Source organism: Roseivirga sp. UBA1976, from assembly GCF_002336325.1.
In the GTDB taxonomy this organism is placed as follows: Bacteria; Bacteroidota; Bacteroidia; order Cytophagales; family Cyclobacteriaceae; genus Roseivirga; species Roseivirga thermotolerans.
On the sequence record NZ_DDDQ01000180.1, the window covers coordinates 14916 to 30583 of the forward strand.

The window sequence follows — 15668 nt, forward strand, 5'->3', positions numbered from 1 at the left end:
ATTATTTGTGGTGATCGGCTGCATTTACTGCAGCACCGATGATTCCGGCATTGTTGAGTTTTTCTGAAACTACAAATGGAGTATTAATTTCTATTTGATCCCGAAACTTATGGATGTGTTTACTCACTCCACCTCCCAAAATAATATAGTCCGGAGTAAGAATGCGCTCTACATGTTTTAGGAATTTGTTAAGCCGCTTGCCCCACACTTCGAAGCTCAGGTCTTCTCGCTTTCTGGCCGAATCTGCTGCGTAGTATTCAATAAGTTCTCCGTTTTTGTAGAACATACGGCCCAGCTCAAAATTGGGGATAATCTGACCGTCCCAAAAAACTCCGCTACCCAAACCAGTGCCAATGGTTACCACTATAACCAGACCGGCATGATGGTGTCTTCCGGCCCCAAACCGCATTTCGGCTATACCGGCCGCATCGGCATCGTTAATAACAGTTACTGTTTCTCCGGAATACTCACAAAAGAGATCGTCTATTTGAGTGCCCTTCCAGCTTTTGTGTAGGTTGCTGCTATACATGGCCTTTCCGTTGACTACCACTGTGGGGAAGGCCACGCCTATGTTTTCTTTCCAGTTTAATTGGTCTTTGATTTCCCTCACCACATCGGCAACAGCTCCCGGAGTAGAGGGTTTTGGGGTAGCAATTCTAATTCGGTCCGATATAATCTTGCCTTTTTCGGTATCTACAATGGCTCCTTTTATACCACTACCGCCAACGTCTATTCCCAAAATTTCCATACAAACAGTTTAAAGGCGCACAATTTATTGCAAATATTCTAGGGCTGCAATTTAAGAGTGGCTAATCGTCTAATTCCTGAAGCAGGCTTTGGGTGTTGAGAGGCCGGGTATACATGGCTATTTCTCCCTGAGAATTGACAGGCCACTGTTCTTTGGGTTTGTCCCAATATAGCTCTACACCGTTGCCATCCGGATCGTTGAGATATAAAGCTTCAGATACTCCATGGTCTGCATAGCCGGTAAAAGGGTAGCCTTCATCTAACAGCCTGCTAAAAATAGTGGCCAAGTCTTTTCTAGTTGGGTAGAGAATGGCTGTATGAAAAAGCCCCGGATGGTGACTGGGCGCTGGAGGTTGACCCTTACTTTGCCAGGTGTTGAGGCCAATGTGATGATGATAACCTCCGGCTGAAATAAAGGCTGCCTGTGAACCCATGCGCTGTATAATTTCAAAACCAAGCAGGTGACAATAAAAGTGGATAGACTGGTCTAAGTCAGATACTTTTAAATGCACATGGCCAATTCTGGTGTTGGCAGGAATAGTATAATGGGTCATAAATGCAGATAATAGGGTTGTAGCAGCCCAACAAATTCTTTGGAGTATTCATTCCCCACCTCCCGAATGATAAAGTTTTGCTTTGTTGTATTGATTGGTGTTCGTCCAATACTCACCACTTCTCTAAAAAGAGCCGAGCCGGGCCGGTTATAGATACTCACTTTTTGCTGAGTATATAGGCCCAAATCCTTTGCCAGAGCTTCGAAAATCTGCATTGGTTGTGGAGGCAGAAGTATGTGCGCATTGCCCTTGGGAGACAACAAGCGATTGATGCAAACAGCTAACTGATGATAACCTAGGGTGTTGGTGTGTAGGGCCTGGTTTTTGGCAGAGTTTTCTCCCTGAAGATGATTTTCAAAAAACGGAGGATTGCTAATGATAAGGTCATAGGTCGTATTGGGCTCAAAATGGTCTATGTCTGTGTGGAAGAGTGACAATCTGTTTTTCCATGGCGAGCCGTAGAAGTTCTCACGCGCTTGTAGAAAAGCCTCATCGTTAATTTCTACAGCATCTATGGCGCACTGCGTATGCTGAGCTTTCATGAGCGCGAGCAGGCCGGTGCCAGTGCCAATGTCTAATATACGATTTGGATTATGAGGTTGTGAAAGCTGAGCAGAAAGTGCTCCAAAAATACAGGCTTCGGTGGTTACCTTCATGGCACATTGGGCCTGTTCTACTTTAAATTGCTTGAACCGGAAGAAGGTATTTGCCATGGCCGGGTTTACGTTTGAATGATTTAAGTTCAAAGCTCATTGAAAACAGAACCAACTTCCCCCAAATCTCCTAAAGGGAACTTGGATACACTGCTTGTCTTTGCCCACATTAGATTAAACTCTTATTTTGAACATTGAACCATCGACTTTGAGCTCTAAGAATAAAGCCCTGATTCAAAGCCTTCATCAATCAGCAGGTTGGAACCTTCTGCGGCTTGTACAGCCAGTTGGTCGCAACGTTCATTTTCAGGAATTCCTGCATGGCCTTTAACCCACTGAAAGCTCACCCGATGCTTGTTGTATATTTCAACAAAGCGTAGCCACAAATCTTTGTTTTTCTTGCCTTTAAAGTCTTTTTTAATCCAGCCCCAGAGCCAGCCTTTAGTTACCGAGTCTATGACATACTTAGAGTCTGAATAGATTTTGACGGGGGCATTGGGTACTTTTATAGCCTCCAGGCCAACAATAATGGCCAGTAGCTCCATACGATTGTTCGTGGTTTTTCGGTAACCCTGAGATATTTCCTTTCTGTGTTCTCTGAACTTCATGACAACCCCATAGCCTCCCGGTCCGGGATTGCCTCTGGAGGAGCCATCGGTGTAGATGGTGATCATAGGTTCGCAATATTGTCTTTGAAGAGCTTAATGGCAATGGAAAGCAGAATTATTCCGAATATCTTCTGCAAAATACCTATGCCGCCTTCACCAATTTTGCGCTCCAGCCAGTTGGTAGATTTTAAAACCAGATAAACAAACCCCAGATTAATAATTATACCGACAAGAATGTTGAGTTCATCGTATTCTGCCTTAATGGATATAAGGGTGGTTAGGGTTCCTGCCCCTGCAATTAAGGGGAAAGCTATGGGAACTACAGAGGTGTTGTTGGAGGCCGTGGGTTCATTCTTAAAGAAAGCCCTACCCAAAATCATTTCCATACCAATAATGAACATAATGATGGAACCGGCAATGGCAAATGAACCTACATCGATACCAAAAAGAGCAAGCAGGTTGTCTCCGGCAAACAGGAAGAGTATCATGAGGATGCCGGCTACTATAGTGGCTTTTTCGGATTGTACATGACCTACTTTTTTTCTTAGGTCAATAATAATGGGTATAGAGCCAAGAATGTCTATTACTGAAAAAAGAATCAGGGTTACGGATAGTATCTGTGTAAAGTCCAGCATGGCAAAAATGTTTTTGCAAAGCTAGGGAATAGGGCAAAGAATTAGGTTAAGTCTTTCTGTCGAAATCGTTACCTAAATGAACAAATCTTAACAATCCTTGAGATAGTAAAGAGCCATCTCGTAACCCTTCAATCCAAAACCGGTAATCATACCGGCACAATTGGCGGTGATCAGGCTTAGGTGACGGTACTCTTCACGGGCATGGATATTGGAAATGTGTACCTCAACCACCGGGGTTTTAATGGCAGCCACTGCATCGGAAATGGCTACAGAAGTATGGGTATAGGCTCCTGCATTCAGGATTATACCATCGTATGAAAAACCAACTTCGTGTAGTTTGTTGATCAGTTCACCCTCCACATTACTTTGGTAATACTCTAAATCCAGATCGCTGTGTTTTAGCTTCAATTCCTTAAAGTAATCTTCAAAACTTTTGTTTCCGTAGACACTTTTCTCTCTTACCCCAAGCAAATTCAGATTCGGACCGTTGATGATGATGATCTTCATAGGGCTAAAACTAAGACATTTTCCTCATTTTGGAATTGAAGAGATTCCGGACATTTTCCTTTCTCTATAATTTTGGAAGAAAATTTACGGAATGACGCTTCTGATGGAGCTAATTCATTAAACTTGAAAATGGCCTGGGATATATACATTCAGGAATATGAAAACTACCTTAAGCTCGAACGTTCGTTGAGCCCCAACTCTGTGGAAGCTTATGTGCGCGATGTATCGAAGTTTAAGCAGTTTCTGGAGTTGAATAACTCTGAAAAAACGGCTCAACAGGTTACCATGGTTGAGCTGCAGAACTTTGTAGAATTCATTAATGAGTTGGGAATGAGTGCCTATTCTCAGGCACGGATTATCTCTGGCCTAAAGTCGTTTTACAAGTTTTTGGTTTATGAAGGTGGTTTAGAAACAGACCCTACCGAACTTTTAGAGTCTCCTAAGCTGGGAAGAAAGCTGCCCGATACGCTTTCCGTTGAAGAAATAGATCAGATACTCGCGGCAATCGATCACTCTACTCCCGAAGGAATGCGTAATAGAGCCATGCTGGAGACTCTTTATAGTTCAGGACTCAGGGTTTCGGAGCTTACAGGCCTTAGACTGTCTAATGTGCATTTCGATGTGGGCTTTTTACGCATTTTAGGTAAGGGTAGTAAGGAGCGACTTGTACCGGTAGGCCGCGAAGCCTTAAAGTATATTCGTCTGTACATGGAAGAAGTACGCGTACACCTGGATATTAAGCATGGGCACGAGACGTTTATGTTTCTCAATAGAAATGGTAAGCAGCTTAGCCGTCAAATGGTCTTTATTATGATTAAAAATCTGGTGCAAAAGGCCGGCATCAAAAAGGCTATTAGCCCACATACCTTCAGGCACTCTTTTGCTACCCACCTGATAGAAGGAGGAGCCGATCTTCGGGCCGTACAGGAGATGCTCGGTCACGAGTCTATTACCACCACTGAAATTTATACCCACCTTGACAGGGACTACCTCAGGCAGGTGATTCAGGAATTTCATCCACGGAGTTAGTTCAGGGTTCAAAGTGGGGGGAAATGAGCTTGGGCAAGTGATGAAGCCAAGGGTTCATTAGAAAAATTGGTTTATGGTTTATAATCCCAAGTGATGGAAGGCATTATAAAGCCCACCTTTAAGCGAGAGTGGTAAGGAGGGGTAATTCCTCATTTAGTGGTCGACCCGGAATATTACGTTTGGAGCCTTGAACAGGTTATAATTTCTCTTCATAGGGATGTTTATCTTCTATAGTTACTCCCAGAACCCGGGCAATTGATCTGGCAGTTTGAATTACCTCGGAGTTGAAATTGGCATCTGATCGATCTATTTGAATCTTCTCGCCATTAAACAATACCAGATGTAGCGTGCACTCATCGATAACGTACTTGTTAGGATAATCGACAAGTACTTTTTTTACGTCATCAAATTTGATCCGCTTTTTGCCGTAGATGTCCGCTGTTCGCGTGTTTTTGGAAAAGGTAATTTTGCTGGAAGAGAATCCAGAAGTTAAATATTTAAACGCTTGGGGTATAAGTAGAAGCGGGACGAGATAAAAAATAAACCCCCAACTATCTGCAGTGCTTTTGTAACCTCGAATTAGAGCAACATACCATATGATGGTAAAAAGAAGAATAAGGTAGAAATTAACTTTAGCCCTTGCCGGATTCTTAATGATTGTAAGTTCAGTGTTTGTATTTGAAACAATATACCGTTTTAACATTCGAATAATTTAAAATCACCAAATCCGAGCATTAATAAAAAAATACAGACAGCCACTTTGTACCATAAACTATAAGCCATGAACCAACAAGCCCCAAACTATAACCACCGCTTGCGCTTGAAGTAGTAGATCATGCCTGCCGCAACAATAACAATAGCTCCCCAGAAAATGGGGTAAGAGTATTTATAACTTAGTTCCGGCATGTGCTCGAAGTTCATTCCATATATACCCGCCATAAAGGTGAGTGGAATAAACACCACAGAAAAAATAGTGAGCACTTTAAGCACATCATTTAATTTATTGGTCATGTGCGTGTGGTAGGTGTTGAGGTTGTCGTTTATGGTTTCCCTGTATACCTCAATGGTTTCAGTAACATTGGTTATATGGTCGTGTAAGTCTTTTAAGAAAGGGCGTGTTTTTTTGTCAATGACCGGAAGATCCGATTTGTTGAAGCTAATCACCGTATCGCGCAGTGGCCGGGCAAAGCGCCTCAGATAGTTAACTTCTTTTTTACTCAGGTTCAGGTCGTTGAGAATGCCCTTATTGTAGTTGCCCAGTAGCCGGGCCTCTTGCTCATTAATTTCATCGCCATACTCTTCAATAATCGCCAGGTAGTGGTCCACAATTACATCGAGTAAGGCAAAGGCCAAATAGTCCGATCGTCTGGTTCGAATACGCCCTTTAGCATTACGAAGCCTGTTTCTTACACCATCGAAAATATCGCCCGACTTTTCCTGAAAGGTAATGATGTAGCCTTCACCCACAATCATACTCACTTGCTCAGAGATAATGGCTTCCTGAGCGGTTCGGAACATCTTAGTAGCAATAAAGAAATGGTCGTCATATTCATCGAAAGTAGGCCGCTGGTGTACATTCAGAATGTCTTCCATAGCCAGGTTATGAATATTAAAAGCTTCGCCAATGGTCTTAATATACTCCGTGTCGTGTAGGCCTACCACATTGAGCCAGGCTACATGCCCGTTGCCTTTCACGGTAGATACTTCACTAAGATTAAGGCTACGCTCTTCCAGATGGTCGGTATTAAACATTATTAGGTCCAGACTTACCTTGTCTACATGCTGCTCGCCCGTATAAATTAGCGAGCCGGGCATTTGGTTGAGCTTTTTAGAAACTACACTGGTTTCAGCTTTCTTTTTTCTTCGCCTCCTTATAGACAATAGTTCGGTAGGGGAAAGGTATTTCAATTCCTTCACGATCGAATCTTTCTTTGATTGACTTATTAATATCGCACTTTAATTCAAAACCCTTCATAGGGTCTTCTGTCCATACACTAGCCCTAAGGTTTATGCTCGACTCTCCAAAATCGATAAGGCGCACCACTACAGGCGGCACTTTACGGGCCTTGTCTTCATCGCTGCGCTGGTCAATAAAATGGCGATGCTTCATGGCCTCTTGTTGAATGATCTTTATGGCCAGGTCTATGTCAGAGTCATAACTGATACCATAGAATATATGGTTGCAGACCTTTTCATCTACAATATTAAAATTATGAATGGTTTCGGCACTTATTACAGAATTGGGAATAACCAGTCTTTTGTTTTCAAAATCGCGGATTACGGTGTGCCTTAGGGTAATATCTTCTACCACCCCGGAGTAGCTGGAGCTTATTTTAACGATATCGCCTACTCTGAAGGGTTGAAAAATAACAATGAAGATACCGCTCACTATATTGGAGAAGGCGGCCTGGGAGGCAAAACCAATAATGGCGGCTATAATACCCGCACCAGCAAAAAGAGTTACACCTAGTGTTTTGAGCTCATCGATGGTAAGAAAAATAACAATGAGGGCTATGGTGTAAATAATAAACCCCAGGGCATTGCTCAAAAATGTGTATTTGGTGGGGTCTACCCTCATTTCATCGCTCGACTTATTGATGAATTTTTTGAGAATAGCCCTAAGCATTCGCAACAAAATATAGGCAATAAAGAATATGCCTATGACGTAGCTGGCTAGGTTTACCCAACCGTATGATGTATAATTTAAGAATTCAAAAGGTAATTCCATCAGGCTTGATTAAGGTTAAATGTCATTACCGGAATATCTGACCTGGTAATGAGGTACTCTGTAATGTTTCCCTTAATAAGATCGCGCAGCGACTCGGAGTGTTTCGAAAACAGAGCGATCATGTCCGATTCGTAGAAGTCTGCTGCGTTGAGCAATCCTTTCTGAAGCTGCTTGGTATTATATACATGCAGCTGATGTCCGCTGAGCCCCTGTTTTTCGAACCAGATTCGACTGCGTTTTCTAATTTGTGGCGTGGTATGAAAATTGGCGGGAGTGTTTACAAATACAAACTGTAGTTCGCTCTCAAACTTTTGTGCAAAGGCCAGCAGGTCATTCATTTTTTGAGTGCAGTCATCCTCTAAATTCGTAGGCACCAATATTCGGTTAGGGCTAAAGGTCTCATCAGTGTGGTTTACCGTGATTACCGGGTTTTGAGCCAGTTTGGCGATACGCTCCGGGTGGGTTTTCTTAAGGAACTCATCGAACCGCTGGTGTTCGTAGTTGCCCACTATGGTCAGGTCATAGCCTTCCTCGGCCACCAGCTCGGCAATCTTATCGGGCGAACTGTCAATCTTTAATTTATATGAGATTTTCAACCCTTCTGATTCGAGCTTCTCCATGTACTTTTCCATCTTGCGCTCGTTCTGCTCTATAATCTCTTCCAGAAACTTTTGCCCTGTTTTAGACTTACTCTTGTATATACCCAGTTCGTCCATATATACCGCCAGGGCAGCCTTTACTACATGAATAAGCGCAATTTCTGCATTGGTTTTTTTGGCAATGCACTTGGCTACATCCAGAGCTTTTATGGTTTTGTCCGTAAAATCTACCGGCACAAGTATCTTCTCGTACATCTATCTTAAGATTTTTATCAAATTCAGACATATTCGAGTAATCGCCAAAACAATTTTTGGAAATAGTTGAAAGGGTAGCTTAAAATTTCAATTCTGCTTCAACTCACTTATTTTTGCCCGAAATCTTCAGCCTTGTATAAGTTTCTCATTCGTCCGTTTTTATTTCTCAAGAATCCAGAGCCGGCTCACTATTCTACATTCAACCTGATAAAGAAAACATTTAGCTGGCCGGGTGTTCAGGCTATGTGTCGTGCTTTATTTCGATACGAGCATCCTGACCTACAGGTAGAGTGCATGGGGCTCAAGTTTCCAAACCCTGTGGGGTTGGCAGCCGGTTTCGATAAAGATGCGCGCCTTTTCAACGAGTTAGAGGCATTTGGATTTGGGTTTATTGAAATAGGAACTCTTACCCCCAGACCTCAGGAAGGTAACCCCAAACCCAGGTTGTTTAGGCTGCCCGATGATAAAAGCCTTATCAATCGTATGGGATTTAATAATGAAGGGGTGGAGGCTGCGATTGAACGGCTCAGAAAGAAGAAAACCCGCGTTCTAATTGGAGGAAACATTGGCAAAAACAAAGTAACCCCCAACCACGAGGCGGTAGAAGATTACGTGTATTGCTACAACGCCCTACTGCCTTATGTAGATTACTTTGTGGTAAATGTGAGTTCGCCCAATACTCCCAACCTGAGAGAACTACAAGATAAGGAGCCTCTTACTGCGCTGCTCAATACCTTGCAAGATCGCAAGCGGCAAGCCGGGGCCAGTCAACCTATTTTGCTTAAGATTGCTCCCGATTTAACTACCTCACAATTAGACGATATTATTGATATTGTAAAGGAAACGGGCATTGATGGTGTTATAGCCACAAACACTACTATAGACCGCACGGGGCTAAGCACTCCGGCAGAAACAGTTGAGCAAATAGGAGCCGGAGGTTTAAGCGGTGCTTCCGTAAGGTCAAAGTCTACCGAAGTTATTCGTTACTTACACACCAAATCGGCCGGAGCTTTTCCAATCATCGGGGTAGGGGGTATATCTACTGCCCGCGATGCCATTGAGAAGTTGGAGGCAGGCGCAACGCTCGTTCAGGTATACACAGGGTTTATTTACGAAGGCCCGGCAATGGTGAAGAAAATTAACAAAGGAATTCTTCGTTGGAAAAAAGCGCACGATAGAGGCTAGTGCCAATGTGCGGTTTCCAAAATTCATTTTAACTTCGTACAAACTGGTTTAAAATTTTTCAATGGCCCAAAATACCTACAAGTCCAATACATTTAAGAGTAACCAGGGAAAACAGGCTAAGGCTAAAAAGAAGCTATCGCTAAATCTTAAAATCCCCTTTTTAAAGGATAGAAGGTTTCAGCTCTCTCTCGGGTTCTTTCTGTTGTTGGCTTCGGTATTCATTTTCCTCTCTTGTTTCAGCTATTTGTTTACGGGTAAGGCCGATCAGAGTGTTGTAGAAGCCTTTTTCGATAAAGGAGAATCTGTAAAATCTTTGGGGCAAGAGGCAGCCAACTGGATGAAGCTTCTGGGGGCACTCACAGCCCATAAACTCATCTTCTCGTGGTTCGGAATTGGGGCGTTCCTTATTCCTCCCTTCCTGTTCATTCTGGGGTATAAGATTGTGTGGGGCAAAGAACTCATGAAAATTTCACGGGCTTTGGTTACAACCCTGTTCTTCTTAGTATGGATAAGCCTGCTTATGGGATCAATGATCCGGTCAGACGATTCTGTTTCGGAGTGGAGTTTCTACTCCGGGGGTATGGGATACGAGCTTTCGTTATTCTTCGATGGTCTTTTAGGCTATGGTACCATTCTCTTTCTGGCCTTTACTCTATTGGTGTATGTTATCTTCTTCTTTAACATTACCGAGGTGTTGAGCCTGAAAAAAGCTGCAGTAGGGCCTGTTGAGAAAGACAACTCAATGCCAGAAAGCAAAAGCACAGTAACAGAACCGGAAAGTGAGGAAGAAGAAGCTCAAGAAGATATGGAAGAAGAGCCTGAAGAAGCACTCGAAAACTGGGTGGTAACCGTAAAAGACGAAGACGAAGCAGACTCGGAACCGGAAAAGGAAGAATCGGCTCCAACCATAAACCTTTCTACTACTCCGGCCCAAAATACACCAAAGCCTCAAGTGGAAGAGAAGACCGATGAGCTAGAATTGGAGATTGCTCCGGTAAACACCCCACAGCCCAAGAGTCAGGACAAAGAGCCCGCTTTTGAGGTAGAAATAAAAGAAGCCTCAGAAAAGTTGGTGGAAAAGGCAGGACACTACGACCCAACACTGGACTTACCTAAATTCCAGTTTCCGAATGTAGACCTACTAAATGAATATTCAACGGGTAAAATACAGGTAACCAAAGACGAGCTTCAACAGAATAAAGACAAAATTGTAGAAACGCTTACCAACTTTAAAATTGGCATAGCCAGTATTAAAGCAACCATTGGCCCTACCGTGACCCTATATGAAATAGTGCCGGAAGCAGGGGTTAAAATTTCGAAGATCAAAAACCTGGAAGACGATATTGCCTTGAGCCTAAGTGCATTGGGTATTCGTATTATTGCCCCAATTCCGGGAAAAGGCACCATTGGTATAGAAGTGCCCAATAAAAACAAAGAAATGGTCTCCATGCGCTCGGTTATTTCAACCGATAAGTTCATGAATTCCGATATGGCGTTGCCTATTGCGCTGGGCAAAACCATTACCAACGAAATATTTGTAACCGACCTGGCCAAAATGCCCCACCTGCTAATGGCCGGAGCTACAGGTCAGGGAAAGTCCGTGGGGCTAAACGTTATACTTACTTCCCTGCTGTACAAAAAGCATCCGTCTCAGCTCAAATTTGTGTTGGTAGACCCTAAAAAGGTGGAACTTACGCTCTTCAATAAGATTGAGCGGCACTATCTGGCCAAGTTGCCCGACAATGAAGAACCCATTATTACCGACACCAAAAAAGTAATCTACACACTAAACTCCCTGTGTATAGAGATGGATCAGCGCTATGATCTGCTAAAAGATGCGGCTTGCCGAAACATTAAGGAGTACAACAAGAAGTTTGTAGACCGAAAGCTCAACCCCGAAAAAGGACATCGCTTCCTGCCTTATATTGTGTTGGTTATCGATGAGTTGGCCGACTTGATGATGACAGCCGGTAAAGAGGTGGAAACCCCCATAGCTAGGCTGGCACAGTTGGCAAGAGCCATTGGTATACACCTGGTAGTGGCCACACAACGACCGTCTGTCAATGTAATTACCGGTATTATCAAGGCCAACTTCCCCGCACGTCTCTCGTTCAGAGTAACCTCTAAAGTGGATTCACGAACTATTTTGGACGCTGGAGGGGCCGATCAGCTCATTGGGCAGGGAGATATGCTACTGTCTATGGGTTCCGATATTATAAGATTGCAGTGTGCATTTGTAGATACGCCCGAAGTAGACGAAATTTGTGAATTCATTGGTTCTCAAAGAGGTTATGACTCAGCCTATCTGCTGCCCGAGTTTGTGGGCGAAGATGAAGGTGGAGGAAGAGCCGATGTAGACCTGTCGGAAAGAGATGCTCTGTTCGATGAAGCTGCCCGCCTTATTGTCGCACACCAGCAAGGAAGTACCAGCTTGATACAGCGTAAGCTCAAATTGGGATACAACAGGGCTGGCCGACTGATTGATCAGTTGGAGGCAGCCGGAATTGTTGGCCCGTTTGAAGGAAGTAAAGCCAGAGAGGTTTTAATTCCCGATGAATACAGTTTGGAACAGTTATTGAACAACCTGGGCAATAACTGATTTCGAGAAATTGATAAAAGAATGAAAAGAGTATTAATTGTGATGATTTGGATGGTTGCCTCCTTGGCAGCTGTGGGGCAAAATCAGGATCCGAAAGCCATTTTAGACAAAATGAGTTCGGTCTATAAAGCCATGCCAGGCTTTGAAATAGGGTTCGTGCAAAAAATTCTTAACGAATCGGAAGTTGTGGCCCGGTTAACCGGTGAGGCTTCGGTATCGAAAGAGAAGTTTCGTATAAAGTTTCAAGATCAGCATATCTATTGCAATGGCACTGTGCTATGGACCTATCTTGTAGAGTCTCAGGAATTGACCATTAGTAATTTTGAGCCGGAGGAAGCCGTCATTAACCCCTCCAATGTGTACGACATTTATAAGCAGGGCTTTAGCTTCAATTATAAAAGGCAAGACTCTATAAATGGTGAGCTTGTTCATGTTATAGAGCTAATTTCTACCGATAAGGAATCTGACTTTACCAATGTGATCATGTATATCGGTCAGAAAGACTCTTACCTAAAGGCGTGGGATCTCATTGATTATGACGGAGCCAAGACTGCTTTTGAAGTCTCAAAGTTTACGCCCAACAAAACCTTTCCACAGGGATTTTTCGAGTTTGACGAAGAAAAGAACCCGGTTCAATACAAAGAAGACCTTCGTAATTAATGAACAAAAAACAACTGTTTGATCAAATCAGAGCCAAGGCATCTTATTTGTGCGTGGGTCTTGATAGCGACATTCATAAAATTCCGGAACACCTACGAAAAGCGGACGATCCGCTTTTTGAGTTTAATAAGCAGATTATAGATGCAACCATAGACTATGCTGTGGCATATAAGCCCAATATAGCCTTTTATGAAGCGCATGGACTCAAAGGTTGGGAAAGCCTTATGAAAACCATAGCCTATTTGCCCGATGATGTGTTTATAATTGCCGATGCCAAGCGTGGAGATATTGGTAACACTTCCAAAATGTATGCCCGTGCATTTTTTGAGCAAATGAATTGTGACGCCATTACTGTTGCTCCATACATGGGAGAAGACTCAGTAAAACCTTTTCTGGACTTTCCTGAAAAATGGGTCATTCTATTGGCTCTTACTTCTAATGCAGGGGGTAAAGACTTCCAAAATCTTGCCCTTACAGAAGGTGATCAACTCTATGAGCGAGTGTTAAAGAAAAGCCAGGATTGGGGCTCAGACGAAGAACTCATGTATGTAGTTGGGGCTACCAAAGCGGAGGCCCTTACCAATATTCGCCAGATTGTTCCTAATCATTTTTTGCTCGTGCCCGGGGTAGGAGCGCAAGGCGGGAGCTTGTCTGAGGTTTCAAGGTACGGTCTTAATAGCCAGTGTGGGCTTCTTGTCAACTCTTCTCGGGGCATTATTTATGCCGATGGGAGCGAGTCGTTTGCATTTGTAGCAGGTAGCAAAGCCCGTGAGCTTCAGCAAGAAATGGCTAACTATTTGGAAAAATATTGCTAGATTCATCGGTGTAAGCACACACCGATGATCAAAGAAGACTTTCTACACTTCGTTTGGCAACATCAGTATTTTAACTCCAAAGCACTTAGGACAACCTCCGGTGAACCGGTTGCTGTTATAAAACCCGGAGTGGTAAATCAATTAGCTGGTCCTGACTTTAAGGAGGCATTGGTCGATGTGAACGGAATTCAATGGGCTGGCTCAGTCGAAATTCACATCAAATCCTCCGACTGGAAAGCTCATAAGCATCAAGGCGACCCGAACTACAGCAATGTGGTACTGCATCTGGTTTACTTCAACGACTATCAGGTTTGTGACAACGAAGGTAAACCCATTCCTACGGTAGAACTTAAGGGCCTTATAAAGCCCGGCTTACTCAACCGATATCAGCAAATTATTGAAAGCAATAACCCAATTGCCTGTGCCGAACTTTTTCCAAAGGTGCGCTCAGTTACCAAGCTAGCCATGCTGGAAGCTGCCCTGATTCAACGGCTGCAACGCAAAGGAGCACTTTTTAAGGAGTTACTTGTTAGGAATAAGCAAGACTGGGAGCAATCAGTCTATGAGTGGCTTGCACAGGGCTTTGGTTTCAAAACCAATGCTCAAAGTATGCTGGCTCTGGCACAGACTGTTCCGTTGCGTGTATTGCGCAAGCACAGCGACTTGAAGCAGTGGGAGGCATTGCTTTTTGGGGCCAGCGGGTTACTCAATACCCGTCACACCTCATCCTATGCCTATGAGCTAAAGCGAGAGTATACCTTTTTGGAGAGAAAATACGCTATCAATTCGCAGTTAAGTTTCAACCAATGGCATTTCTCGGGGGTTCGGCCAACCAACTTTCCAACCGTACGAATAGCCCAATGGGCGGCACTTGTACATAAAAACCATAGTCTCTTTTCCCTATTCACAGACTTTTCCAATACCCGAGAACTACAAAAACGCTTGCAGGTACAGCAAAGTACATATTGGCAGCAGCACTTCAACTTTGGGGTTGAAAACAAGCAAGGCAACGATCGTCTCTCCAAGTCTGCCATCTCCAATCTCATGATTAATACAGTAGCTCCGTTGTTGGTAGCCTATTCCGAATACAAAGACGAAACCGATATGTTGGAGCAAGCCATGAATGTGCTCATGAGTTTGCCGGTAGAAAACAACCATATTATTCGTAGTTGGTATGAATTGGGGTGGAATGTCAACTCGGGCTTCGACACTCAGGGTTTAATTGAGTTGTACAACGAGTATTGTAAGCACAACAATTGCCTCAAGTGTAAAATTGGAGTAGAACTCATTCGGTCTTAAAGGTGCTGAGCCTCAGTAGCTCAAGAAGCTTTTGCCATAACTTACTTTTTGCCATGAAAAGCCCTAACTTTGCAGCCCGCAAATAAAAGCTATGGAAAATCCTGTTATAATTTTTGGTGCCAGCGAACTGGGAAGAGCAGCAGTAGAGATATTTGAGAGCAACGATATCATCGTTTATGGCTTTCTGGACGACAAGGAGGAGCTGCATGGTCAAACCATTGGAGAGCTGGCCATTTTGGGGCATACCGAAGACGATGGCTTTTTAAAGTTGATCGGTAAAAAGTGTGAGGCATTTATTGCCGTAGACGATCGGCCTTTGCGAAAAGGGCTGGTAGAGCTTATTAAGACAAGGCGAAAAATGATGCCCGTAAACGCCATTCATAGCAATACAGAAATTGCTCCCTCGGCTCATGTAGGCCATGGAGAGTTCATCAATAGTGGAGTGGTAATTGGTGCCAATGCCCGTATTGGCGACCATTGCATTATTCATACCAATGCCACTATCGATTATAGCGCCAAATTGGGCGATTTGGTGCAGGTGGGAGCCGGCTCAGTTATTGGTAGCGAGGCCGAGATAGGCGAAAACGTATTTATTGGTTCGGGAGCAACCATAGTACCGGGTATTAAAATAGGTAAAAACGCCCGAATAGGGGCCGGTTCGGTAGTAGTGGCCAATGTGGAAGAAGGCCTAACGGTATTTGGAAATCCGGCCAAAGCAGTTTAGTGTTCAAAGGTTCAAGTTCATAGTCGACTTGAAACGTGGAGTATAAAATTTTGAACTAGAAATTCACCCTA

General features: G+C 43.6%; 17 protein-coding genes. 7 read left to right on the forward strand and 10 right to left on the reverse strand.

Features of this window, described 5'->3' with window-relative positions; genetic code table 11:
• Nucleotide 1: 1 nt before the first annotated feature.
• From ppgK to aroQ, 6 genes are all read right to left on the reverse strand, one after another.
• Nucleotides 2-748, reverse strand: coding sequence for a polyphosphate--glucose phosphotransferase (gene ppgK / locus B3763_RS18665; RefSeq protein WP_189629687.1), 747 nt, complete (start codon nt 746-748; stop codon nt 2-4).
• Between the two features lie 61 nt (nt 749-809).
• The gene (locus B3763_RS18670; protein ID WP_286748362.1) at nt 810-1301 is read right to left on the reverse strand and encodes a VOC family protein; all 492 of its coding nucleotides are present in this window, start codon (nt 1299-1301) and stop codon (nt 810-812) included.
• Entirely contained in the window at nt 1298-2014 is a 717-nt protein-coding gene (locus B3763_RS18675; protein ID WP_286748363.1) for a tRNA1(Val) (adenine(37)-N6)-methyltransferase, read from the reverse strand. The genes B3763_RS18670 and B3763_RS18675 overlap by 4 nt, the downstream gene beginning before the upstream one ends.
• A gap of 155 nt (nt 2015-2169) precedes the next feature.
• Nucleotides 2170-2628: a ribonuclease HI gene (gene rnhA, locus B3763_RS18680; protein WP_189629690.1), complete on the reverse strand. Its 459-nt coding sequence runs from the start codon at nt 2626-2628 to the stop codon at nt 2170-2172.
• Nucleotides 2625-3197, reverse strand: coding sequence for a MarC family protein (locus B3763_RS18685; RefSeq protein ID WP_189630058.1), 573 nt, complete (start codon nt 3195-3197; stop codon nt 2625-2627). Before B3763_RS18685 ends, rnhA begins: the two co-directional genes overlap by 4 nt.
• Before the next feature lie 87 nt (nt 3198-3284).
• Nucleotides 3285-3704: a type II 3-dehydroquinate dehydratase gene (gene aroQ / locus B3763_RS18690; RefSeq protein WP_286748364.1), complete on the reverse strand. Its 420-nt coding sequence runs from the start codon at nt 3702-3704 to the stop codon at nt 3285-3287.
• A 129-nt stretch (nt 3705-3833) separates the two neighbouring features.
• Between aroQ and xerD the strand changes: the two genes are divergently transcribed.
• Entirely contained in the window at nt 3834-4733 is a 900-nt protein-coding gene (gene xerD / locus B3763_RS18695) for a site-specific tyrosine recombinase XerD (protein ID WP_286748365.1), read from the forward strand.
• A 196-nt stretch (nt 4734-4929) separates the two neighbouring features.
• Here xerD and B3763_RS18700 read toward each other — a convergent pair whose 3' ends face one another.
• The 4 genes from B3763_RS18700 to B3763_RS18715 all read right to left on the reverse strand — a co-directional run bounded on the left by B3763_RS18700 (nt 4930) and on the right by B3763_RS18715 (nt 8315).
• The gene (locus B3763_RS18700) at nt 4930-5436 is read right to left on the reverse strand and encodes a hypothetical protein (protein ID WP_286748366.1); all 507 of its coding nucleotides are present in this window, start codon (nt 5434-5436) and stop codon (nt 4930-4932) included.
• A gap of 98 nt (nt 5437-5534) precedes the next feature.
• A complete protein-coding gene (gene corA, locus B3763_RS18705; RefSeq protein WP_286748367.1) occupies nt 5535-6650 on the reverse strand; it encodes a magnesium/cobalt transporter CorA in 1116 nt (371 codons plus the stop codon).
• A complete protein-coding gene (locus B3763_RS18710) occupies nt 6580-7461 on the reverse strand; it encodes a mechanosensitive ion channel family protein (protein WP_189629695.1) in 882 nt (293 codons plus the stop codon). Before B3763_RS18710 ends, corA begins: the two co-directional genes overlap by 71 nt.
• Entirely contained in the window at nt 7461-8315 is an 855-nt protein-coding gene (locus B3763_RS18715; protein ID WP_286748368.1) for a universal stress protein, read from the reverse strand. Before B3763_RS18715 ends, B3763_RS18710 begins: the two co-directional genes overlap by 1 nt.
• A 132-nt stretch (nt 8316-8447) precedes the next feature.
• On the opposite strand from B3763_RS18715, the gene B3763_RS18720 reads away from it, so the two are divergent.
• The 6 genes from B3763_RS18720 (at nt 8448) to B3763_RS18745 (ending at nt 15597) form a co-directional block, all read left to right on the forward strand.
• A complete protein-coding gene (locus B3763_RS18720; protein ID WP_286748369.1) occupies nt 8448-9500 on the forward strand; it encodes a quinone-dependent dihydroorotate dehydrogenase in 1053 nt (350 codons plus the stop codon).
• A gap of 61 nt (nt 9501-9561) precedes the next feature.
• Nucleotides 9562-12099, forward strand: a complete 2538-nt coding sequence (locus tag B3763_RS18725; RefSeq protein WP_286748370.1) for an FtsK/SpoIIIE family DNA translocase — start codon at nt 9562-9564, stop codon at nt 12097-12099.
• Nucleotides 12100-12120: 21 nt separating this feature from the next.
• Nucleotides 12121-12759 (forward strand): LolA family protein, encoded by a 639-nt coding sequence (locus tag B3763_RS18730; protein WP_286748371.1) that lies wholly within the window; start codon nt 12121-12123, stop codon nt 12757-12759.
• Nucleotides 12759-13574, forward strand: a complete 816-nt coding sequence (pyrF, locus tag B3763_RS18735) for an orotidine-5'-phosphate decarboxylase (protein WP_286748372.1) — start codon at nt 12759-12761, stop codon at nt 13572-13574. Before B3763_RS18730 ends, pyrF begins: the two co-directional genes overlap by 1 nt.
• Nucleotides 13575-13598: 24 nt before the next feature.
• Entirely contained in the window at nt 13599-14873 is a 1275-nt protein-coding gene (locus tag B3763_RS18740; protein ID WP_286748373.1) for a DUF2851 family protein, read from the forward strand.
• 91 nt (nt 14874-14964) lie between these two features.
• Nucleotides 14965-15597 carry an acetyltransferase gene (locus tag B3763_RS18745; protein WP_189629702.1) on the forward strand — a complete coding sequence of 211 codons (633 nt, stop codon included), beginning with the start codon at nt 14965-14967 and terminating at the stop codon, nt 15595-15597.
• The last annotated feature ends 71 nt before the right edge of the window (nt 15598-15668 follow it).